The following is a 23,432-nucleotide window of genomic DNA, read 5'->3' as shown; positions in this document are numbered from 1 at the left end:
AATGAAATATATACATTCATTGTTTTAGGATTTACTGCCCGCTACTGATGGATCGCCTTACGATTTCTGTTTGTAATTTTTTAGATATCATCAAAATCATTGAGCAAACCAGCGGTATACCTATCCATTTAATATTAAAACCGTTTACCCGCTGTTTCGGCATTTCGCTTAATGTTTATTCATCCCCTTTTATAAATACGGCAGACAGGATAAATTCCCAGCTACCTTACAGGATAGCTGGGAATTATGGTTTATCTTTTTAGGATTGCGTCAATTGGTTTCATTTTAGATATTTTTCGGATTGGTAGTAAGCTTGCGATAATCGTAATAACGAATACAATTACAAAAATTAATCCAATTTGGCGTATTCCAAACATCAGCGGAGTTAGACCAATGCCAATTGTATTGATTATCATTGGATTTAATACCGCGCACACAACTCCTGTTCCAATGGAGGCCAATATGCCCGAAATGAGTGCCAGGAAAAATCCTTCCCACATAAAGATTTTAAATACATCCATTCCCCTCGCACCAAGGGCACGCAAAATACCAATCTCTTTCTTCCGGTAAGCAATACTGGAGAAGATAAAGTTTGTAATCAAAATTAAGGCAAATACTGCAAATACAAGGCTAATATAAAACGCAACTTTTTTTGCAAGATTAAAAAACTCGTTCATGTTAACTAAATCAGAACTATAAACTGTAGTTGCCTGGTATTCTCCTCCTGGAGCGAATTCGGTAAATAATTGCTGTAATTCTTTTTGGTCAGAGCAATGGAACAGTAATTCGTTCCGTTCGATTGGGTATGTTTTAAATTGTTCTACATTCTGTTCTGAAACATAGGTATATATGCGCCCATTTTGCTTATCCAATGGCACAACACCTATAATTTCCAGTTCCTTCTCCTCCGTCAGATTTTTATCGTTCATTCCTTTTACACAAAAACGAACTTTTTCTCCAATTAACTGGCGGTACTGAGAAACAAAGTGCTCAAAATAGCTTTTTTCCATTGCCTCTAAATCCGCATCTTCTGGCTGTTTTGAAAGATATTCCTCCAAAGCTGCCTCATAACTATTATCAGAATAAAGCATAGCAATATCTTCTGGAGATAGTAAAATTTGATGATCATTCAATTTATCAATCGTCTGATAATTGGTACCATCAAAATAAGTGAGTGGCTTGTTTGAATAGTTAATATTCGCATACAACCCCGTACCATCTTCAAGGGAAAGATCATAAATATAATTCATATTTACCATTGGAGTATCTGGAATATTAAGATATTGGAAGAAATCTTCTGCCACATAAATACGGTTATAGGTGGCTTTAACCTCAGAAGATAAGTCGCTATATAATAAATAGGTTGTTTTGTCTATCGTTTTTTTGATTGCTTCATATTTACTTAAATCATATTGAATTACGCCGACAATCTTTACTTTTTTTATGCCATTAAAGTTGATATATAACCCTTTTTCCACTAATTCTTGGTCGTTTGCAGGGTAATAAACATCTGTTAAGTCCAACTCATTTTCTGTATAAGGCTGTATTCCATATTTTTGGATGATACTAGACACATAATTGGAAATTACAATTTCATCTTCATTTTGCGGTAGATGACCAATCACATTTTCCTTAATCCAAGTTTGGTTTTCTGGTAAAGGAACCACTTGCATTTGTGTATAGGCACCAACCGTATAATAGTTATCTTCCATAGAATTGGTTGGCTGGTTAATTCCCAGAGAGGTATATTGTAGTTCTGTCTGGTCTAAAGAAATGCGATAGCTGGAAATAAATTCTGGGATTTGATCTTTCACAGCATCAATGTCCTTTTGCTGCCAAGGCAGATTGATAGAATACCAACTAGTAGAAGATGGATCGATATGTTGAATAGAAACCAAGTTTTTCTCATTCTCTACCATTAATTTAGCATGTGCTTTTGCCATTTGGAAGGATGCCATGGTATCAGACATTCCCAAAAAGAACAGGGCGCAGGCAGTTAAAAATATAGTAGCGCACAAGCGGATTTTCTTATGTTTTAAACTGCCAACCCCTAACCGAAAACTCTCCTTTGTTGGCAGTTTAGAACGGATTAGCTGAAATTTTTCTGATATTTGCGGAACCTCAGTGATTTCCTTGGTATCTCGAATGACCGCTCCATCCCTAATCTCAATAATACGGTCCGCATATTCCTGAGCTGACTCTTCATCATGGGATACAATAATAACTAATTTTTCTTTGCTGATCTGCTTTAATAAATCCAATACCTGCCGGCTGGTTTTACTATCTAAGTTACCAGTTGGCTCATCCGCTAAAATAATTTTAGGGTCTTTAATCAACGCCCTTGCAATTGCCACCCGTTGCTTTTGTCCGCCAGAAAGCTCATTGATTTTGCGGTCTTTTAATTCTGATAACTCTAATTTTGAAAGTAAACTTTGTATTTTTTGGTGGTCTACTTCTTTCTTTTGTAACTGTAGAGCCAGTATGATATTTTCATATACCGTATAATCTTCTAATACATGAAACTCTTGGAAAATGAATCCAACATAGGTATTCCGATAAGAATCAAAATCTTCTTTGGTAAAATTAGAGCTGCTTTTCCCTAAAATAGTAATTTCTCCGGAATCGTATCGATCCAACCCACCGATAATATTTAATAACGTGGATTTTCCACTCCCGCTTTTTCCAAGCAAAAACGTCATGCCTGTATTTTCAAACACCAATGAGATATCATTGACAGCGAGCGTATTTCCACCCTTTTTTGAACGGTATTCCTTTTTAATATGTTTTAATTCTAGCATACCATCTCTCCTTCCCTATTGTATGGTGTGGTTTTAGTATACTTGAAAATACTTACAAAGCTACTACTGAAAAAATGACGAATTCTTTACGAAGCTATGATATTAAACGAAAGAAATGATTTCAAATATGGCAAAAAAATGAAAAACATCCTCTTGCAAACAGTAAAAGGATGTTTTTTGTCGTTTTATTTAGATACGATGTATGTTATCCATCATTCACTCATATCCACCAATCATAATATATAATTTTTTCAGTTTTTTGATATAAAAAATCATAGGATAACTGTGTTCTATCATTTGTACCAGAAAAATTTTCATAAAAAAGAAACAGCTGTTTTACAAGAACGGCAACACCTGCCTTCCTAAAACAACTGTTTCTTATATCATTTAAAAAATACTGAAAAAGTGCTTTTTAAATCTTCACCAGTGAAAAAATCCGTTATAATGAATTTTTCTTTACCAATGAATCACTTTTACTGCCAATCCAATATTAGCCTTTTTGTTTTGCCTGCAATTCAGCAATAGCGTCTTTTCTGGAAAGGTTAATTCTACCCTGGTCGTCAATCTCGGTAACTTTTACCACAATTTCGTCCCCTTCGTTTACTACGTCGGTTACTTTTTCTACCCGGTTAAAGTCCAATTTAGAGATATGAACCAATCCTTCTTTTCCTGGAGCGATTTCTACAAACGCACCAAAGTTCATAATACGGGTTACTTTTCCTTTATAAATAGCGCCTACTTCTGGGTCTTTTGCAATGGTTTCCACAACTTCCAGTGCACGTCTGGTATTGTCCATATCAGTACCCAAAATAAATACATGGCCTTCTTCATCAATATCAATTTTAACATCGCATTCTGCGCAGATTTTTTGGATTACTTTTCCGCCTGTACCAATAACATCACGGATTTTATCCACATCAATTGTAGTCTGCAACATTTTTGGCGCATATTTCGATACCGTTTCTCTTGGCGCTGGAATCGCTTTGAGCATAATTTCATCCAAAATGTACAAACGTGCTTTTCTGGTCTTTTCAAATGCTTCCGCAATGATTTCAGGAGTTAATCCATCTACTTTGATATCCACCTGGATAGCAGTAATCCCTTTGTGAGTACCACCTACTTTAAAGTCCATATCACCGAAGAAGTCTTCCAAGCCTTGAATATCTACCATAGTCATAAAGCTACCATCTTCCCTGGTAATCAAGCCACAGGAAATACCAGCAACTGGCGCTTTAATTGGAACACCAGCAGCCATCAGTGCTAGGGTAGAACCACAAATAGAAGCTTGGGAAGTAGAACCATTGGAGGATAATACTTCAGAAACCACACGGATTGCGTATGGGAATTCCTCTACGGATGGGATAACTGGCAGCAAGGCACGTTCCGCTAAAGCACCGTGACCAATTTCACGTCTACCTGGGCCTCTGCTTGGTTTGGTCTCCCCAACGGAATAAGATGGGAAATTGTACTGATGCATATAACGTTTGGAAGTTACTTCATCAATCCCGTCTAAACGTTGTTCATCACTCATTGGTCCCAATGTAGCGATAGAAAGCACTTGGGTCTGTCCACGTGTAAACATACCGGAACCATGTACCCTTGGCAATAAATCAACTTCAGCAGCCAAAGGACGGATTTCATCCATGCCACGGCCATCCACACGTTTTTGTTCCTCTAATAACCAGGTACGTACCACGTGTTTCTGCAATTTATATAAACACTCGTCAATTACTGGAATATCATCTGGATACAGTTCGTCAAATTTTTCGTGTACACGTTCTACAATTGGCTGTAAACGTTCGTCACGAACTAATTTATTATCTGTATCCAAAGCATATTTTACATCCTCAATCGCCATATCTTTGATTGCTTCAAACAGCTCATGAGGAACTTCTTTGGATTCAAATTCAATTTTTGGTTTACCTACTTCCTGGCGGATACCATCAATGAAATCAACCATTTTTTTGATTTCCTCATGACCAGTACAAATGGCATTCAGCATGGTTTTTTCATCAATTTCATTAGCGCCAGCTTCAATCATAACAATTTTTTCCTTAGAACCGGCAACTGTTAGGTTCAGATCTGTTTTCGCACGTTGTTCCACATTTGGATTCAGTACAATTTCACCATCAATAAGACCAACACTAATACTTGCTACAGGCCCATTCCATGGGATATCCGAAATGGATAACGCAGTGGAAACAGCAATCATCGCGGTAATTTCTGGGGAATTATCAATGTCAGAAGCCAATACAGTAGCCACTACGCAAACATCGTTTCGCATATCTTTTGGGAACAAAGGACGGATTGGACGGTCAATAACACGAGAAGTCAAAATGGCATTCTCACTTGGGCGAGATTCTCTTTTTAAGAAGGAACCTGGAATTTTACCAACAGAGTATAGTTTTTCTTCATAATCTACGGACAGTGGGAAAAAGTCCACCCCTTCTCTTGGAGCTGCAGACATAGTAACATTTGCCATAACAACGGTTTCACCATATTTTACCCAACAGGAACCGTTTGCTAATTCACTAGTTTTCCCTGTTTCGATAACCAATTCACGGCCTGCGAATGTAGTTGTAAACGTTCTGTGATTATTTAACATAATTACCTCCTAATATTGTGCAGGCCAGGTTTAGCATTAAATCCTATCCATCTGGATGGACACGATTTAGTGCTAAAAAGCCTGTCCCATCGCACAAAATAATACTAAAATTTTTGTAAAACAGCCAAAATCTTTCTGCTAATTTTAGCCAGTTTTTACTATGTTTAAAACGCAAAGCATCCAATAAAAAACGCACAATAAGGCAAGCAGGAAAATTCTGCTTGCCTTAAAAGCGATATTATTTACGGATACCTAATTTTGTGATTGTTGCACGGTAACGTTCAATATCTTTTTTCGCCAGATAGTTGAGCAGGTTACGACGGCGACCAACCATTTTCAGCAGACCTCTACGAGAGTGATGATCTTGTTTGTGGATTTTTAAGTGTTCTACCAAATCGTTGATTCTTCTAGTTAAGATAGCGATTTGTACTTCTGGGGAACCAGTATCACCTTCGTGGGTTGCATTGTCAAGAATTACTTGAGTTTTTTCTTCCTTACGTAACATAACGCAATTCACCTCTTTAAAAAATTTTGCTTATGCCATAGAAAAAGGTAGCGATGTTTCCCTTAATTACAGGGCATACGCCTGAATCCATGTGCACAGCGTTATTATCATACCATAATTTAATTGGTTTGTAAAGGACTTTTTCAAGATAGATTTTACCGATTTTAACAAAAACAAAAAACACTTTTCTATTAGTACCCTTTTAACAAAACGCAATACATTACATTGTAAAATTACCCTATTTTATGTATAGAGATTTATTTGATATAATTTTCGTAATATAAAATCGGTAAAATTCACAGTTGATTCGTTCCTTTTCCTGTGCTATAATAAAGGCGCATAAAAGGAAAGGATGGAAAGCCACCATGGATCATGAGGAATTACTACAGCAACTTACCTCTGTATTGCAAGCACAGACAGAATCCATTCATCAAAAAATTGAGCTGGAAACCGGAAAAATCTGGTTGCATATTGAAAATAAAATAGAGCCAACCATGAATTTAATACTAGAAAACCAATCTGATATTATAAATCACAGGCAAAAGGTAGACCAGCTGGAACAAAAAATTGAAGATTTACAGCTTCAGGTATTAGCATTACAAAATGTGGTTCAGACAAATGCAAAATGAGTAACAGCCCTAAAATCTTAGGGCTGTCTTTTTTGTTATGAAAATTCCTCTTTCGGTGATAGAATGTCTCCAGTAGTTTTTGTGAACCAATAAACCAGGTTTGTAATATTTTGAAATAAAAAACCTCATTTTCAATTTGTTCTAGCCAAATATCTACTACTCTAATCCTCTTGCCCCTAAATCAGATAGCATAGAATTTTTCAAATCCCACAATTTAAAAGAAAGGTCTACATAATATTTATGTGGAAATTCAAACCGTTTTACTTCATCCCAAAGCAATTCTACTTGTTCCATGCAATAGTTGCGGATTTCTTCTAAACTTGGCATCTGGTACACCAGTTTTCCCCGTTGGAAAATCGGCTGTAACAGTTCTTTTTTCTCAATATTGGTAAGGAATTTCTTTTTCCAGCTTGCGTTAGGGTCAAAGATAGTCATTCCATGTTCCACATTAATCTCTTCATCCCATAAAGCCACCAAATCCGCTACGTTTCTTCCAGTTTCTTTGCTGTAAAAACGGTAAAGCTTTTTCAAATGGGGTAAATTCACTTTTTCAATCGTTTCACTGAGCTTAATCCGTGGTTGCAATTTACCATTGTGTTCCACCGCACATAATTTGTATACCCCTCCAAATACTGGGGCACTTTTTGCCGTAATCAAATTTTCCCCTACGGCATAAATATCAACAGCAGCCCCCTGCTCCTGTAAATCACGGATAATATTTTCATCCAATGAGTTAGAAGCAATAATTTTCACATCCTGATAGCCCGCTTGATCCAATAACGCACGGGATTTTTTGGATAGATAAGCGATATCCCCACTGTCAATGCGGATGCCCTTTGGTATAATTCCTTTTGGTTTGAGGATTTCATCAAACACCCGGATAGCATTTGGAACACCGGATTTTAATACATTGTAAGTATCCACCAGGAAAATACAGTTGTCTGGATAAATATTGGCATAACATTTGAATGCTTCGTATTCCGAATCAAAAGTTTGAATCCAACTGTGTGCCATTGTCCCAGCCACTGGGATATCGTATTCGTTGGCGGAAATCACGCAGGAGGTGGAGCTACACCCGCCAATATAGGCGGCACGGCTTCCATAAATAGCCGCATCATATCCTTGCGCTCGACGCGCACCAAATTCCATTACCTCTTTGCCACGTGCCGCCCGGACAATTCGGTTTGCTTTGGTGGCAATCAGAGATTGATGGTTTACTGTGGTCAACAGCATTGTTTCAATAAATTGGGCCTGGATAATGGGTCCCTTTACGATAATAACCGGCTCATTTGGAAATACCGGAGTCCCTTCTGGCACAGACCAGACATCACAATCAAACGTAAAGTTTTCTAAATAATCTAAAAATTCCTCCGAGAACATCTTGCTTTTTCGCAAATATTCCAGATCATCTTCCGAAAATTTTAAATTATCCAAAAAGGTAATCAATTGCTCTAACCCTGCAAAAATTGCAAAGCCAGCATTATCCGGAACTTTCCGAAAAAACATATCAAAAACAGCCTCTTTATCCTGGAATCCACATTCCAGGTAGCCATTTGCCATGGTAATCTCGTAAAAATCGGTTAACATGGTTAAATTACGGGAAGTTGTCAAATTAATACTCATCACTTTCGCGCCAAATCTGGCGCTAAACCTCCTTTTTCCGTTGTTTTAGCCTTATTATAATACCCCCTGCAACCAAAAAGATGTTGCCCGGGGGTATTCCATAAAAACAAAATACAAATTAATCTTTCTCTTCCCCACGGAGAACCACACGGCGGATTTTTCCGCTAATGGTTTTTGGCAGCTCATCCACAAACTCAATCACACGTGGGTATTTATATGGCGCAGTAGCATGTTTTACATAGTCCTGCAACTCTTTTGCCAATGCATCAGATGGCTTATAGCCGCTAGTCAAGACAATCGTAGCCTTGATTACCTGACCACGTACTTCATCAGGAACCCCAGTAATGCCACACTCCAAAACCGCAGGATGTTCCATCAACACACTTTCAATCTCAAAAGGCCCAATCCGGTAACCGCTGGATTTAATAATATCATCGGTACGGCCAACATACCAATAATAACCATCCTCGTCACGGTAGGCGGTATCACCAGTATGATATACACCACCTCGCCATGCCTGTTTATTCAGTTCTTCATCTTTGTAGTAACCGGCAAATAGCCCATATTGTGGACCATCTTCCCGTGGACGCACTACAATTTCACCAACTTCCATTGGCGCAACAGAATTACAATTTTCATCCACTAAATCCACGTGATACATTGGAGAAGGGATTCCCATGGAGCCTGGCTTATTGTTAAAGTTGAACAGGTTTGCCAAAATAACGGTAGTTTCTGTCTGTCCAAACGCTTCCATCAATTTGATTCCAGTAACTTCCAAGAATTTTTTATATACTTCCAGGTTCAATGCTTCTCCCGCAATGGTGGCATATTCCAAGGAAGACAGGTCATAGTTTCCCATTCCTTCCTTGATAAAGAAACGGAAAATAGTAGGAGGAGCGCAGAAAGTAGTTACTTTATATTTTTCAATCACAGCTAACAAATCAGTAGGAACAAATTTATCAAAATCATATACCATAATACCGGCTTCCATCAGCCATTGGCCGTAGATTTTTCCCCAAGCCGCTTTTGCCCAGCCTGTTTCAGAAACGGTTAAATGTAACCCTTCTGGATTTACATGCTGCCAATATTTTGCTGTAATAATATGTGCCAATGGATAGGAATAATTATGCACTACCATTTTTGGATACCCTGTGGTTCCAGAAGTAAAGTACAGCAACATCGGATCGTTTTTGCTTACTTCAATCCGTTCCAAAGCATCTGAAGCGGATTCAATTTCTTTGGTTAAATTGATAAAACCTTGTTTATCCTGACGTACAATAAACTGTTTTTGCAGGGTTGGACATTCCGCTTTTGCTTGATTAATAAAATCAGATACTTCCCCATCCGGTGTAGTAACAACCGCTTTAATATCAGCGGACTGTACTCGATAAACGATGTCCTTTGTTGTCAACAGATGGGTAGCAGGAATAGCAACAGCGCCAATTTTATGCAGCCCCAGCAATGTATACCAATACTCATAGTGGCGTTTTAAAATCAGTAATACAGTATCCCCTTTTTTGATACCATGGGATAAAAAAACATTGGCTGCTTTATCACTAAGGGTTTTCAGTTCACCAAAAGTGAACATTTTCTCTTCCCCTTCCACATTACACCACATCATGGCTCTGCGGTCAGGCTCCTGGCTGGCAATTCGGTCTACAACATCATAGGCAAAATTAAAATTGTCAGGACAATGGATTTGAAAATCCACAAGAACTCCGTTTTCGTCGAGTTTTTCTGTACAATACTCTTGATGAAGATTTAACATAAATCTGCCCCTTTATTTTTATATAGAAATTTTTTGCTGGGATACGCAAACCAACGGTTACCCGGCATCCGTTCTACAAAGTTACGATTATAAAAAGCAAAATGGATTCCGTCTTTTCCATTTAATATCGAAAAGATGTCAAAAATCATGGTAGTTCTATCCAGCTATATGGATTATTATATCACACAAACTGTAAAATATCAATTGGATTTTCCGCTAGGAAATCCGCTCCGGCATCCATCAGTTCCTGCCTGCCTCGAAATCCCCATTCCGCCCCAATACATTGTAACCCTCCATTATGGGCTGTCATAACATCCACATCAGAATCTCCTATATAAATACATTCTTGTGGAGTTTTTTTCAAGGATTCCATCAGGAACCGGAGAGAAGCAGGATCAGGTTTTACTGGAAACTCCGCTCGTTTCCCTAATAATTTCGCAAATTGGATTTTCGGAAAACACCGTTCCATCAAGGTTTTTACAAACTGGTCATCTTTATTGGAAAGCACAGCACATTCAATCCCCAACTGAGTCAATTGCGTTAATGTTTCTGGCATTCCATGATAAGGTTTTGTCTTGTCCATACTATGTTGGCTATATCGCTCCAGCATTTCAGAGTAAAGCTGTTGGAACTGCCCTGTTTCGGGAGAAAGACCTGTCACCCGTTCCATTAGTTTTACCATACCATTTCCCACAAAATAATAATATTGCTCTGTAGGGAATGTTTTCATTCCATGTTGTTCCAGTACATAATTAGTGCTATCCGCCAAGTCCTCAATCGTATTGATTAGGGTACCATCTAAATCGAAAATACAAAGGGAAACCATACAATTACCTGCTTTCTTTATTTGTTACATTCCAATTATAACCTGTATCCTGTTTCAACGCAACTATTGTTTCATCTGCAAAACATCTTGTCTTTTTTTGTTATTTTTGGTAGAATTATAGCAAAAGCTTTCATGAATATCAGGAGGAAACGATGTTACGTCATAGATGCCCTTGGTGCGGAGAACGGATTCCGTCTACATTTTGGAGGTATACAATTACTTCCCCGTTTACAAAACTATTTGACCCTAACGTTTTGGATACTTGCCCCCACTGTAAAAAGAAATATAAAAACTATTGTAACTCTATCGCTATAGTATTCCTTTTCACTTTATTTTTATATGGGGAAATCTTTTATTCTATTATCAAAGCAGTAAAAGTATCCTCAGCTATTTATTGGATATTTTTTATTTTATTTCTCGTGACCGTTCTCATAGAAACCATCTTGTTAAACCGTATTCCCTATACCCGAAATTATAGGGAGAAAAAAGACAGTAAAAAATCAATTATTGTTACATCAATAATTGTTATTTTCATGCTTATCTTTTGCATTATCCCATTGATAACAAATAATATGACTGCGTTTACATGGATCGCTCTTTTTATATGGTTGTCTTTGTTTTTGTTTGCCACAATCAAACACTTGGTGGAACAAAAGGAAAAGCCAAAAGTCGACCCATTGCCAATGCAAAAACGCACTGTCAACGCAACAATCAGCTGGGAAAGCCATAAAAATAAAGGGTTGCTTTATCCAAAATTTCAGGTTATGAATGGTGAAATTTTTCCTGTTTGTTTTATTGATGAAAATGGTGTCCCTACCAGTTTAATGCTTTGCGTTGTAATGGAGCATTTCCATTGGACGGATTCTCATCATTGTGTCTGTACCATCCAGCTCGTTTTAGATGATGCTCCAGAGGACAAATTGCTCCAAAAAGGAAATCGTTTTTACCTCTACCATAACTATGGGTTTGCGGCAACAGGAACGATATCATAATAGCCACACAAATGGGGATTTCGTTCATTTTTTGATAAGTAATTTGGCTATAGAAATCATTTTTATTGGGCTATGATTTTTCTTTCTAGAATATAAAATATACTTTTTATCAGCTATAAGCTTATCCCCAAAATTGATTATGTAACTATAATAAAAAAACTTTTATTTTTAACGATATCACACGAGGTGAATTTTGTGTGATATCGTTAAATTATTTTTTCATGTATTTTATCACTACTTTTTGTTGTGACCGATTGGATTGATATCATCTTATAATCTTTTGTATCATTTTCTAAAACAAAAAGGCCGCTGCAAAAAGCAGCGGCTCATAAATAATTAATTAAAATTCAAACGCATCATGCACAGCATTTAATGCTTTGTTGCTATCAGCGCGGTCAATCAAAACAGAGATTTTAATTTCACTAGTAGAAATCATATGGATATTTACGTTTGCTTCATACAGAGCTTCAAACATTTTTGCTGCAACCCCTGGATTGGACTGCATGCCAGCGCCAACAATTGAAACTTTGGAGAAGCTTCCAGCAGCATCAATATGATCCGCACCTAATTCTTCCAGGTTTTCTTCTAATGCTTCTTTCGCCAGATCAAGTTGTCCTGCTGGTACAGTAAAGCTGATATCCTTTGTGTTGTGGCGGCCGATGGATTGTAAAATAATATCTACATTAATTTTTTTCTTCGCCATCAAGGTAAATACTTTAAACGCTACACCTGGATCGTCTGGCAAACCAACTACAGCAATCCTTGCTACATCATCATCTTTTGCTACGCCTCTAACCAATAATTTTTCCACTTTAACTGCCTCCTTCACTTTTGTGCCAGGTTTTCTTTCCAAGCTGGACACAACTTCCATTTTTACACCATATTTCTTCGCCATTTCCACAGAACGGTTATGCAGCACTTGCGCTCCTAAAGAAGCTAACTCCAGCATCTCGTCAAAGGAAATTTCGTCTAATTTTTTCGCATTTTTTACAATACGTGGGTCCGCTGTATAAACACCATCAACATCGGTATAAATCTGGCACAAGTCTGCATGTAAAACAGCCGCCAAAGCAACAGCACTGGTATCGGAACCACCACGACCAAGAGTAGTAATATCATCAAATCTATTCAGTCCCTGGAACCCTGCAACGACTACAATCCTATGTTTATCTAGTTCTCTATGCAAACGGTGTGTGTCAATTTTTTTAATGCGGGCATTCCCATAGTTTGTTTGGGTCAAGAATCCTGCTTGTCTCCCAGTCAAAGAAACAACTGGGTAACCCAGCTTTTCAATTGCCATCGCCAACAAAGAGATTGAAATTTGTTCTCCAGTAGAGAGCAACACATCCATTTCCCTTTTTGAAGGGTTGCTGTTAATTTCAGCTGCTTTTTCAATCAAGTCGTCGGTGGTGTCCCCTTGGGCAGAAACAACAACCACTACATCATTGCCTGCGTCGTATGTTTCGGTAACAATTCTTGCTACATTGAAAATACGTTCTGCGTCTCTCACAGAAGTACCGCCAAATTTTTGAACAATTAAGCCCATTTTACTATCCTCCATTTGTTTGAAAACAAAACGGCAACTACCGTTTTTTTCTAAATTGAATATTCTCCCATCAATCGCTGAACACCTGTGTTCCACAGTTGTCGATGGAGAGCTGCATGATACGATAACCATACAATTTATATTGATCCAGGGTTTCCCGGATATTCATCGCAAAGAAATGATTATCCTCTGCGGTGATTGCCATAATAGTAGGACCCGCTCCACTGATATAGGAAGCATAAGATCCAAATTTGTAAGTTGCGTCCAAAATTTCCTTACCACATTTAATCATTGGAATTCGGTAAGGTTGTTGCAAACAGTCATCCGCTGCTACCCGTAAATTTTCATATTTTCCTTGCAATAAGGAAGCAGAAAAAAGCGCCGCACGGGAAAGATTAAATACTGCGTCCTTAAAATCTATTTTTTGGGGCAAGGCAGCTCTAGCTGTCTCGGTTTTCAATTCGAAATCCGGAATAATCGCATAAAAGAATAAGTCACGATGAACTTCCTGTTTCACCCATCTTACTTCTTTGCCATCATAAACAGAAGTCACAATTCCACCCAATAAAGCAGGGGTTGTGTTATCTGGATGGCCCTCAATTTCAGCTGCTAAATCCACCAATTCATCTACTGAAAATGGTTTGCCCAACATATGGTTGGCCCCAACTAGACCAGCGATAATACAAGCAGAACTGCTTCCCAATCCACGGGTCATGGGAATATCGTTTTTTTGTCGGATACGCAATCCTTTTAATGGTTTCCCGCAGAGGTCATATACCTTTTTAGCGGAAACAAAAACCAAGTTATCTTCTCCAGATGGAACCTCTGTCTGATCCAAAGAAGTAATCAATGTAGTATCGCTTTCTTCCATATAAACATAGTTATAGAGGTTCACTGCCAAACCCAAGGAATCAAATCCAGCACCTAGGTTCGCACTGGTAGCGGGAATTTTTATTTTAATCATGCTATTACCTCAACCACGTCAACTATACGTGGAAATTTTCTTATTTTGATAAAAGATAAAGTCTAAATATATAGGTCCGAAACCTTTCAAAACAACTGGATTTCAAAAATCCCTCTATATTTTTAGAATTACGACATTATTTTTATTGTAAAATGCGCAGTTTGGAAACAGGCTGGATACCATTCTGTTCTAAATCTTGTTCCAAAGTATGGCTTTCTCTTGCCACCATAGGTTGTGTTACAAACGCAATTTCATCTTCTGCGCTGCCATCATAATCCAAAAATTCTACTTCTGGCAAACGTTGTTCCACATATGCTTTCGCCGCAGATACATCGGCTGTTTTTACACGCATATAATAGGCGACAACATCGTCTAGATAATCTGCTACCATAGATTCTCCATTGTCAATCCAAGTTTGAGAAATACTTGTACCATGGGATTTTACCGCATCTACAACATCTGCAACCACTGCGCTTGCGGTTGGGGATTTGCCAGCGCCACGACCAACAAAGGTTACTTTATCCACCATGTTTCCCTTTACTGTAACAGCATTAAATACACCGTCCACGCTGGAAAGCATATTATCCTGTGGAACCAACATTGGACCAACCATGATAGTAACTTTTCCATTTTCTACAGGAGCCGCACGGCCAATGAGTTTAATCTCACCGTCCCAACTACGGGCATATCGTACATCTGCCAATGTCAGCTTACTAATTCCTTCTTTATGTACATCCTTTGGATAGATATGGTTGCCATAAGCCAAAGCTGCCAAAATACAAATTTTACGGCAGGCGTCATCCCCTTCAATATCCGCTGTTGGGTCTTTCTCCGCGTAACCTTTTTGCTGCGCTAATGCCAGCGCCTCTTCAAAAGGCATATTATCATCCAACATTTTAGAAAGGATAAAGTTTGTGGTTCCATTTAAAATACCAGTGATTTCTTCTATTTTATTTGCCGCCAAGCACTGGTGCAATGGACGGATGATTGGAATACCGCCACCAACACTGGCCTCAAAGAAATAGTTTACATTGTTTTGTTTGGCAATTTGGAGCAGTTCCGCACCTTTTTGTGCAACCAATTCTTTATTAGAGGTTACAACACTTTTGCCTTTTTCCAAACAAGCTTTTGTAAACTCATATGCTGGAGATACCCCACCCATCATTTCACATACGACCGAGATTTCCTCATCATTTACAATGTCCTGGAAGTCTTTTGTAAAAAGATTGCTATAGCTTAGTCCGGGAAAATCCCTTAAATCCAAAATTCGTTTTACTTCAATGGTCTCTCCAGAACGTTTTTTTAACTGTTCTCCGTTAACCAATGTAATTTCCACTACACCAGACCCAACTACGCCGTGTCCCATTACTGCTATCTTTGCCATTGTAAATGCCCCCTAAATCTTTTTTACATCGATTACTCCTTGCAGGCTGGAGATTGCGCAGAGCAAATCGTTAATTTTTACATTGTCGTCATTTAGTATAACAGAAACAGTTACATTTGCCACTGTTTCATTTGGAATATTTTGGTTCACTGTTAATAAATTTGCATGGTTTTCGTACAACTTGGTTAATACAGAGGATAATACCCCAGGTTGGTCATTTAATGTTAATCCCAAGGTGAATATCTGTTTGCCAGTATTATCCTGATACATAAATACATGGTCTTTATACTTATAAAATACGCTGCGGGAAATTCCCGCCAGTTTACATGCCTCGCTGGAGGTTTTTGCCTGGCCACCCTTTAATAAATATTTTGCCTCCATCACTTTATGGAATACCTCAGGAAGCACTTTGGGGTCCACCAGATAAAACTGTGTATCTGCATCCATATCCGTTCACCACCAGTAAACAATTGTCTCTCACAAGAAAACAGTATAACGCTTTTTCCACAAATATGCAACCCTATTTTTGTTGCATCCAACAGTTTCATCTATATGCAATAATTTATTTCATAAACTATTGTTTTTTTGTAAAAATAAACGATTAACTTTATCATAAAAAACGAAATACGTTGTTTTTTGTTGTATATCGTTATATAAAACAAATGGATAAATCAATAAAATACTATCGATTTAGCATCTCTGAAAAATAATTTTGTACAACATTCATGGTGGATTTCAGACAGGGAGTACGATATTTATGAGGATGGTACACCATAAAATAATGGCGTTCTAGTTGCGTTTCTGCCAAATACAGTTTTTTTAAACTATGAATTTGAAGTTTTGAATCGACAAGTTTTTCGGGCAAAATGGCAATCCCTAAACCAGATTCCGCACAGGCAATTAAACTTTGAAAACTTGTACTTTCCATAACTGGTACAATTTCAATCCCTTGCTCCTGAAACACATTGTCCACACATTTCCTTGCCCCACTAGTTTTTTCCCGCAGCAATAGTTTCTCTTGTTTTAGCTGTTCCAAGGAAATACAATCATGAACAGGATAGTCGGGATGGCAGACAGCAATCATTTGTTCTTTGGCCAATGGAATAGTAAGCATACCTGTATTGGTCCGGATTTGATCCACAACAGCAAAATCAATTTCATTCTGGCACAGGCTCTCTTCTAATTGAGAGGAGTTTCCTACCATAACTTGAAGTTCCAACTGTGGGATTTCTTTTTTTATTTGTTGCAATAAAGAAGGAAGGCAAGCCTCAGCTAATGTAACGTTTATCCCAAACCGGTATCTTTCCCCCTGTTTTGAGTCCCGTATTACCTGAACGGATTCCTCCACCTGAGAAAGCACCGTATCCGTATATTGTAACAGTTTCCGTCCTGGTTCCGTCAAATAAATTTTACGGTTCATCCGTTCAAAAAGTTGAACTTGATAAAACTGTTCCAACTCTTTAATCGCTAGGCTCACTGCCGGTTGTGCTATATTAAGCTGTTCTGCTCCGCGGGTAATACTTCCTGTTTTGCATACTGCCTGAAAAATACGAAAATGCCGTAATGTCATTACAATCACCAATTCATAATAAAATTATTATCATTACTATAATAACATAATAATTGATTTATGAAAATACTGGCACTATACTAAAAATAGTAGATAATTTTAGATTTAGCATATCAGTAAAGCGATCACAAAACAACATATGGTGTTACCGTATTTTTGAAAGATAAAAGCTTTATTGGGAGAATTTTTTGTAAAATTAAATTATCCTTTTCGGAAAAGAGATTCGGAGAGGTAACAATCGTAAATTTAATTTTCACCACAGATGCTAAATAACTAATGGAGGGAACATATGGCACGGGACACAAAAAAATTACTTCATCTTTTTACAACATTTTTAAAAATTGGGGCATTCACCTTTGGGGGTGGATATGCTATGATTCCCTTAATCCAAAAAGAAGTAGTTGAAAAACAAAAATGGCTTACAGATGCGGATATCCTGGATATTGTAGCAATCGCAGAATCCACCCCAGGGCCAATTGCCATCAATTCCGCTACTTTTGTGGGATATCAAACATCCGGAGTAATAGGGGCATTTCTTGCCACTGTTGGGGTTATCCTGCCTTCTTTTTTGGTAATTCTCCTCGTTTCATTTCTATTGCGGCAATTTGGAACAATAAAACCACTTCAATATGCCTTCCAAGGAATTCGAGCTGGCGTTCTCGCCTTAATTGCCAACGCATTATTTTCAATGTACCGCCAAGCGCCAAAGCATTTATTTTCTTATCTGATTATGTTAACTGCTTTTATTCTGGTAGCATTTGCACAGGTCAATGTAATCTTTGTTATTCTGGGATGTGGTATAGCAGGGATTCTGTTTTGCTTGTTCTCCAAAAGGAGGATAAAATGATATATTGGGAATTGTTTTTTACATTTTTTAAAATCGGTGCATTTACGTTTGGAGGCGGATATGCTATGCTTCCTTTCATTCAGGCAGAGGTACAGCAAAAAGGCTGGATGGCATTGCAGGATTTGGTTAATTTTATTGCAGTAAGTGAAAGCACTCCTGGACCATTCGCTGTAAATATTGCTACCTATGTGGGTACGGAAACAGGCGGTTTTTGGGGAGCATGTTTTGCCACAATTGGGGTTGTCCTACCCTCTTTTGTAATCATTTTAATCATCGCCAGATGCTTAAAAAAATTCCAAAACAGCAGCTTGGTAAAAGGCTGTTTGTCTGGATTAAAACCAGCTGTAGTTGGATTAATTGCCGCATCCCTCCTATCAATTGGGCAGACTGTATTTTTTCCGGATGGATTTTACTGGACCGTATTCCTCTCCCCTGCTTTTCTCTGCTCCTTGGTAATTTTTATGCTAATGCTTTTTCTCCAATGGAAAAAATTTCATCCTATTTGGATTATCCTTCTATCCGCTGGTTTAGGGCTTGTTACTGGTTACCTTGGTTTGCTGGAACCAACAATTGCAACCTAATCACCCTTTTCGCTAAAAATATCTGTTAATTATCCTAAAATACATTCAATACTATTGATTATTTTAATGGTTATTGTATAATTGTTATGGAAGGCTGAATTTGGAAATAAGGAGGTATTTGTGACGGAAACTACAGCCTTTTAACTCAGTTGAAAAGGAGGAAAACCAAGAGATGAAGAGGTTCAAATCTGTTTCCAAACGGATTGCTGCAACGTTGGTGACGATGGCAATGACAGCGACTATGCTTCCTGTCATCCCTATCTCCGCACAGGAGAATGATTCTGTACTTGACACCACCGCTCAATACTATTTGGTAAACAAAGCAACAGGGCAAACTTTGGAACGCACATTGGACACCAGTTACGCCCCACCAAGGGAAGATATCTATATACTTGTGACCAATGAAAAATCCGATTCCAACAACAACCAAAAATGGATGATTGCTCCCAATGGAGGCAAAGGCTATCGCATTAGTTGTATAGAGGGCAACAATGTAGGTATCCACAAAACTGGGGAGGCTTTTGAGGATATTCCAGGAGCCAATAATGTAGTTGGTGTGGAAAATAATTCTGCCCCAATGCAGACCTGGGAAATGGAACGTACAGAAGATGGCTATTACACTTTCTGTAACACCTACAATCAGGATGCTTCTACTTATGATAAACCACAGTATCTTTCTTCCACTTCAAAAGAATATTTAGGGACAGAAGGAAGCTACTATATTGCGGCAACCGCTGAAAACAACTCGGACAACACCCTTTGGAAACTGGAAAAAGTGGAGGGAACAGGATACCCCGACTTAGAACCGCTGGAACCATTTGAACCAGTTGAAAATAAGGTAGATGATGTGCAAACTATGCTGGACGAAGGTTCTGTCAAACTAGAAGGGGTAACCGACAAAGCGGCACTGTTAACACAGAACGAAGAACTTAAAAAACTGGACTGGAAACGCCTAGTTGACCCATTCCGCTATAAACAGGACACCAACCCTGAAACATGGCAAAACTGGCGTGGTGAGTTCTGGGGCAAATATGTACGTGGCGCTTGCTTCACCTACGCCTATACCCAGGACGAAGAATTATACAAAATGATTGAGGATACTGTTCGTGACCTGCTCACTACTCAGGAACCAAGTGGAAGGATTAGCTCCAACGCCACTGATAACGAGTTGGGTACCCGTGATATCTGGAATCGTAAATATGTAATGCTGGGACTGGAATCCTTCCTAGAAATCAGCAAAGAGGAAGAGCTAAGCAACCAGGTAATGGAAGCCCTATGCCGCCATGCGGACCAGATGCTGACCATCCTTGGACCAAAGTCAGAGGGGAAAACACCAGTTGTAGAAACAGGAGACTGGAATGGACTATCCTCTGCATCCATTCTGGAACCAATGGTAAATCTGTACCGTATGACCGGATACCAAAGATATCTGGACTTCTGTACTGAGATTGTAGACGTTGGTTTTACAAGGGTGGGTATTAATCTGATTGATCTGGCAATCGAAGGTGAAAAACTTCCAAGCGAATATATGACCAACCAAACCAAAGCGTATGAGCTCACTTCTTGCTTTGAAGGGCTGGTGGAATATTACCGTGTTACCGGCATTGAAAAATACCGCACCGCCTGCTTAAACTATTACCGTTTGGTAAGTGAAAATGAACTTACCGTGGCTGGTTCTGGTGGAGGCTCCGGCTCTGGCAGCGATTATTCCTATCCAAATCCAGGTGGAGAAGAACAATGGAACCATATGGCAGTGAACCAGACAGACTCCAGTATCCAGCACATGCAGGAAACCTGTATTACCGTTACCTGGATGAAATACTGCTTCCAAGTATTACGGTTGGCTGGAGATGCTAAAATTGCGGATGATATCGAACTTTCCGCTTATAATGCTCTAATCGGTTCTATGAAGCTGTATGGTGCGGAAACAGCTGATTATCCATTCTTATTTGATTATTTCAGCCGTCTAAACGGCACTCGTTTAAACGCGGGCGGTGGCGCAATTTTTTCAGTAGCGGATGGACAACCAATTGGAAGCTGCTGTTCTGCAAATGGTGATTCTGGAACTGGTTTACTACCATATATGCAGCTTCTTACCACCGAATCAGGAGTGGTATTTAATCTTTACAATCCAGGTTCCCTTCAGGCAGTAACACCATCCGGAAAAGCCGTAGAGTTTGCGGTTGACACTGTTTATCCAAAAGAAGGAAATATTAAAATCACAGTTACCCCAGAACAAGCAGAACAATTTGCTGTTTCTCTGCGTATTCCAACATGGAGTAACGAAACTACTTTAACTGTAAATGGTGAAACAATAACGGCAACACCTGGAGAGTACGCTATAATCAACCGTGAATGGACTGCTGGAGATACCATTGAACTTACCCTTGATATGCGTACCCGTATTATCAATGATTTAAAGGGTGTTGGTAAAGTTGCGTTACAACGTGGCCCTATTACATTGGCAAGAGATGTTCGGTTTGGGGAAAATATTGACATGCCAGTCTCTATTGCCACAGATAAAGACGGTTTTGCAATAGTTACTCCAGTTGACACTGAAGTACCATGTAATATGGCATTCTCCGTTGCTACAACAGATGGTGGTTCCTTTACTGTCATGGATTACGCCTCTGCTGGACAAACCTGGGATAACAATTCCCGTTATGCGACATGGCTGCAAACAGCGATGGATACTGGCATTACAGAAGGCGTAGAATATGGTTTGGAAAGCAAAAACAGTGGTTTGATGATGTCTGTTACCCTGAGCAACAATAACGTGGAACGGGGTACAGAATTAACCGACCCTATTCCAGATAACCAGATTTGGAAATTCCAAAAATCTGGCGAATATTACCAGATTGTTAACCCAGCTACCGGAAAAGTATTAGCATATGATACATCAGCTTCTTCTAGCAATGGTGCCAATGTTCTTGTACAGGACAATACCGGTGCTGACAATCAATTATGGAATGTATTTAGTACCCAACAAGGTTACATTACCATTGCCAGCAAAGTGAATCATTGTTTGGTCTCTGAAGCTGGTGATAGCAATAATATTCATTTATGGGAAGATGTTGCAAATCCAATGCAATCCTGGAAATTGATTTCCACAGAAACACCAACAGTGGACAAATCCGCCTTGGAAAACCTGTACAACAGCCTGAAAGATACGGATTTAAGCCAGTATAAAGATGGCAGCGCAAAAGATACTTTTAAAGCGGAACTGGAAAAAGCAGCTACATTGTTGGGAAGTGATACCGCTACCCAAGATGAAATCAACAACGCTGTAACCAGATTGCAGACAGCATTTGACGCATTGGAGAAAAAACCAGTGGATAAGCATATCCTGCAATATGTTATTGAACAGGCAATTGCGAAGAAGGACACAGATGAATACAAAAATGTAATTCCAGCAGTAAAAGAAAGCTATGATAAGGCACTGGAAGAAGCACAGGCAGTGTATAATGATCCAAACGCAAGTCAGGAAGAAGTAAACCAGGCATATGCGGAAATGATCAAACAAATCCAAAACCTGAACAAACAAGCAGGGGATAAAACAGAACTGCAAGCGTTATACGATCAGGTAAAAGATACGGATCTGGATCAATACCTAGATGGGGAAACAAAAGAGAACTTTAAGACAGCGCTGGAAGCAGCAAAAGATGTCTTGGATGACGAAAACGCATTGGTAAAAGATGTGGAAACAGCGTATAACAACCTGAAAGCATCCTATGAAGCACTGGAGAAAAAACCAATAGGAGAAGTGGATAAAACCATCCTAGAAAAGGTAATTGCAGAAGCAAACCGTCTGAAAGGGACAGATGAATACAAAAATGCGATTCCATCAGTGCAACAGAGCTTTGACAAAGCATTGGAAGAAGCACAGAATGTATATGATAACCCATCTGCAACCCAGGAAGAAGTAAACACTGCATGGCAAACCTTGCTGAAAGAAATCCATAAGCTAGGATTCCAAAAAGGTGACAAGACAGCTTTACAGGAACTGTATAACCAGGTAAAAGACACCGACTTGAGCCAGTACCGTGATGGAGCAGCGAAAGAGAACTTCAAAACAGCATTGGCAAATGCGGAAACGGTATTGGCAGATGAAGAAGCAATGCAGAAGGAAATTGACAAAGCATACAATGACCTGAAAGCAGCCTATGAAGCATTGGAAAAACTGGCAGACAAGAGCCAGTTAAAAGAACTGCTAGACGAATGTGCAGGATACCAAAAAGAAGAATACACCCCAGCAACATGGGAAGTATTTGCAGGGATTCAAGAAAAAGCACAGGAAGTCTATGAGAATGCCAATGCGAGCCAGGAAGAAATAAACGCAGCGATCGATGAACTGTTAAGCGGAATGTTGCAACTGCGATTCAAAGCGGACAAATCAATTTTGGAAACTGTAATAAAGGTAGCAGGAGAAATTGATGGAAGCAGCTACACAGCAGAAAGCTATGGAATACTGCAAGCAGCAGTAGCAAAAGCGAACGAAGTGATGGCGGATGAAAACGCAAGCCAAGAGGAAGTAGATGCAGCAACAACAAGAGTACAAGAAGCAATGAAAGGGTTGGTAACAGTAGAAACACCAGCCGAAAATAATCATGCAGACGGTACACAAACAGGGCAAGAATCTACCACACCAAAAGCAAACACAGCAAAAACAGGAGATTTTGCTCCAATTGCGGGCTTAGCAGCGATCACTTTAGCTGGTGCAGCATTATTGCTTACTCGTAAGAAAAAATAACATCTTACACAATTGAATAAGGCAAAAAGGCATCGTTTAAAACG

The 23,432-nt window shown here is 38.9% G+C and carries 16 protein-coding genes; 5 read left to right on the top strand and 11 right to left on the bottom strand.

Annotated features, from left to right (window positions below):
* Positions 1 to 251: 251 nt before the first annotated feature.
* The 3 genes from H8Z77_RS03085 to rpsO form a co-directional block, all read right to left on the bottom strand.
* Entirely contained in the window at positions 252 to 2,798 is a 2,547-nt protein-coding gene (locus H8Z77_RS03085; protein WP_186996163.1) for an ABC transporter ATP-binding protein/permease, read from the bottom strand.
* A gap of 490 nt (positions 2,799 to 3,288) precedes the next feature.
* Complete coding sequence (locus H8Z77_RS03080) at positions 3,289 to 5,403, bottom strand: polyribonucleotide nucleotidyltransferase (RefSeq protein WP_069988699.1); 2,115 nt, start codon at positions 5,401 to 5,403, stop codon at positions 3,289 to 3,291.
* A gap of 238 nt (positions 5,404 to 5,641) precedes the next feature.
* Positions 5,642 to 5,908 (bottom strand): 30S ribosomal protein S15, encoded by a 267-nt coding sequence (gene rpsO, locus H8Z77_RS03075; protein ID WP_069988698.1) that lies wholly within the window; start codon positions 5,906 to 5,908, stop codon positions 5,642 to 5,644.
* A gap of 365 nt (positions 5,909 to 6,273) precedes the next feature.
* Between rpsO and H8Z77_RS03070 the strand changes: the two genes are divergently transcribed.
* The gene (locus H8Z77_RS03070) at positions 6,274 to 6,537 is read left to right on the top strand and encodes a hypothetical protein (protein WP_069988697.1); all 264 of its coding nucleotides are present in this window, start codon (positions 6,274 to 6,276) and stop codon (positions 6,535 to 6,537) included.
* A 156-nt stretch (positions 6,538 to 6,693) separates the two neighbouring features.
* On the opposite strand, the gene H8Z77_RS03065 is transcribed toward H8Z77_RS03070, so the two are convergent.
* The 3 genes from H8Z77_RS03065 to H8Z77_RS03055 all read right to left on the bottom strand — a co-directional run bounded on the left by H8Z77_RS03065 (position 6,694) and on the right by H8Z77_RS03055 (position 10,754).
* Positions 6,694 to 8,160: a nicotinate phosphoribosyltransferase gene (locus H8Z77_RS03065; RefSeq protein ID WP_069988696.1), complete on the bottom strand. Its 1,467-nt coding sequence runs from the start codon at positions 8,158 to 8,160 to the stop codon at positions 6,694 to 6,696.
* Positions 8,161 to 8,278: 118 nt separating this feature from the next.
* Positions 8,279 to 9,928, bottom strand: a complete 1,650-nt coding sequence (locus tag H8Z77_RS03060) for an AMP-binding protein (protein WP_069988695.1) — start codon at positions 9,926 to 9,928, stop codon at positions 8,279 to 8,281.
* Between the two features lie 181 nt (positions 9,929 to 10,109).
* Positions 10,110 to 10,754: an HAD family hydrolase gene (locus H8Z77_RS03055; RefSeq protein ID WP_186996162.1), complete on the bottom strand. Its 645-nt coding sequence runs from the start codon at positions 10,752 to 10,754 to the stop codon at positions 10,110 to 10,112.
* A 620-nt stretch (positions 10,755 to 11,374) separates the two neighbouring features.
* On the opposite strand from H8Z77_RS03055, the gene H8Z77_RS03050 reads away from it, so the two are divergent.
* Positions 11,375 to 11,746, top strand: a complete 372-nt coding sequence (locus tag H8Z77_RS03050) for a hypothetical protein (RefSeq protein WP_186996161.1) — start codon at positions 11,375 to 11,377, stop codon at positions 11,744 to 11,746.
* 340 nt (positions 11,747 to 12,086) lie between these two features.
* Here the strand turns inward: H8Z77_RS03050 and H8Z77_RS03045 are convergent, their stop codons facing one another.
* The 5 genes from H8Z77_RS03045 to H8Z77_RS03025 all read right to left on the bottom strand — a co-directional run bounded on the left by H8Z77_RS03045 (position 12,087) and on the right by H8Z77_RS03025 (position 17,210).
* Entirely contained in the window at positions 12,087 to 13,292 is a 1,206-nt protein-coding gene (locus H8Z77_RS03045) for an aspartate kinase (protein ID WP_069988692.1), read from the bottom strand.
* A gap of 70 nt (positions 13,293 to 13,362) precedes the next feature.
* A complete protein-coding gene (gene thrB / locus H8Z77_RS03040) occupies positions 13,363 to 14,256 on the bottom strand; it encodes a homoserine kinase (RefSeq protein ID WP_069988691.1) in 894 nt (297 codons plus the stop codon).
* 142 nt (positions 14,257 to 14,398) lie between these two features.
* A complete protein-coding gene (locus tag H8Z77_RS03035; RefSeq protein WP_186996160.1) occupies positions 14,399 to 15,640 on the bottom strand; it encodes a homoserine dehydrogenase in 1,242 nt (413 codons plus the stop codon).
* A gap of 12 nt (positions 15,641 to 15,652) precedes the next feature.
* On the bottom strand, positions 15,653 to 16,087 hold the full coding sequence (locus H8Z77_RS03030) for an ACT domain-containing protein (RefSeq protein ID WP_069988689.1): 435 nt from the start codon (positions 16,085 to 16,087) through the stop codon (positions 15,653 to 15,655).
* 235 nt (positions 16,088 to 16,322) lie between these two features.
* A complete protein-coding gene (locus tag H8Z77_RS03025) occupies positions 16,323 to 17,210 on the bottom strand; it encodes a LysR family transcriptional regulator (protein WP_186996159.1) in 888 nt (295 codons plus the stop codon).
* Positions 17,211 to 17,499: 289 nt separating this feature from the next.
* Here H8Z77_RS03025 and H8Z77_RS03020 point away from each other — a divergent pair, with 289 nt between their 5' ends.
* From H8Z77_RS03020 to H8Z77_RS03010, 3 genes are all read left to right on the top strand, one after another.
* Positions 17,500 to 18,057 carry a chromate transporter gene (locus tag H8Z77_RS03020; RefSeq protein WP_186996158.1) on the top strand — a complete coding sequence of 186 codons (558 nt, stop codon included), beginning with the start codon at positions 17,500 to 17,502 and terminating at the stop codon, positions 18,055 to 18,057.
* Entirely contained in the window at positions 18,054 to 18,638 is a 585-nt protein-coding gene (locus H8Z77_RS03015; RefSeq protein WP_186996157.1) for a chromate transporter, read from the top strand. The genes H8Z77_RS03020 and H8Z77_RS03015 overlap by 4 nt, the downstream gene beginning before the upstream one ends.
* Positions 18,639 to 18,810: 172 nt before the next feature.
* Positions 18,811 to 23,388, top strand: coding sequence for a beta-L-arabinofuranosidase domain-containing protein (locus H8Z77_RS03010; RefSeq protein ID WP_186996156.1), 4,578 nt, complete (start codon positions 18,811 to 18,813; stop codon positions 23,386 to 23,388).
* Positions 23,389 to 23,432: the final 44 nt, after the last annotated feature.

Source organism: Clostridium facile (assembly GCF_014297275.1).
GTDB lineage: Bacteria > Bacillota > Clostridia > Oscillospirales > Ruminococcaceae > Massilioclostridium > Massilioclostridium facile.
This window is presented reverse-complemented; position numbering and strand designations above follow the sequence as displayed.

Excerpts from the sequence above, each read along its gene's own strand:
- rpsO (WP_069988698.1), bottom strand. The coding sequence starts at position 5,908 with ATGTTACGTAAGGAAGAAAAAACTCAAGTAATTCTTGACAATGCAACC.
- H8Z77_RS03065 (WP_069988696.1), bottom strand. The coding sequence starts at position 8,160 with ATGAGTATTAATTTGACAACTTCCCGTAATTTAACCATGTTAACCGAT.
- H8Z77_RS03030 (WP_069988689.1), bottom strand. The coding sequence starts at position 16,087 with ATGGATGCAGATACACAGTTTTATCTGGTGGACCCCAAAGTGCTTCCT.
- H8Z77_RS03010 (WP_186996156.1), top strand. The coding sequence starts at position 18,811 with ATGAAGAGGTTCAAATCTGTTTCCAAACGGATTGCTGCAACGTTGGTG.
- H8Z77_RS03025 (WP_186996159.1), bottom strand. The coding sequence starts at position 17,210 with ATGACATTACGGCATTTTCGTATTTTTCAGGCAGTATGCAAAACAGGA.
- H8Z77_RS03015 (WP_186996157.1), top strand. The coding sequence starts at position 18,054 with ATGATATATTGGGAATTGTTTTTTACATTTTTTAAAATCGGTGCATTT.
- H8Z77_RS03080 (WP_069988699.1), bottom strand. The coding sequence starts at position 5,403 with ATGTTAAATAATCACAGAACGTTTACAACTACATTCGCAGGCCGTGAA.
- H8Z77_RS03045 (WP_069988692.1), bottom strand. The coding sequence starts at position 13,292 with ATGGGCTTAATTGTTCAAAAATTTGGCGGTACTTCTGTGAGAGACGCA.
- thrB (WP_069988691.1), bottom strand. The coding sequence starts at position 14,256 with ATGATTAAAATAAAAATTCCCGCTACCAGTGCGAACCTAGGTGCTGGA.
- H8Z77_RS03085 (WP_186996163.1), bottom strand. The coding sequence starts at position 2,798 with ATGCTAGAATTAAAACATATTAAAAAGGAATACCGTTCAAAAAAGGGT.
- H8Z77_RS03060 (WP_069988695.1), bottom strand. The coding sequence starts at position 9,928 with ATGTTAAATCTTCATCAAGAGTATTGTACAGAAAAACTCGACGAAAAC.
- H8Z77_RS03055 (WP_186996162.1), bottom strand. The coding sequence starts at position 10,754 with ATGGTTTCCCTTTGTATTTTCGATTTAGATGGTACCCTAATCAATACG.
- H8Z77_RS03020 (WP_186996158.1), top strand. The coding sequence starts at position 17,500 with ATGGCACGGGACACAAAAAAATTACTTCATCTTTTTACAACATTTTTA.
- H8Z77_RS03070 (WP_069988697.1), top strand. The coding sequence starts at position 6,274 with ATGGATCATGAGGAATTACTACAGCAACTTACCTCTGTATTGCAAGCA.
- H8Z77_RS03035 (WP_186996160.1), bottom strand. The coding sequence starts at position 15,640 with ATGGCAAAGATAGCAGTAATGGGACACGGCGTAGTTGGGTCTGGTGTA.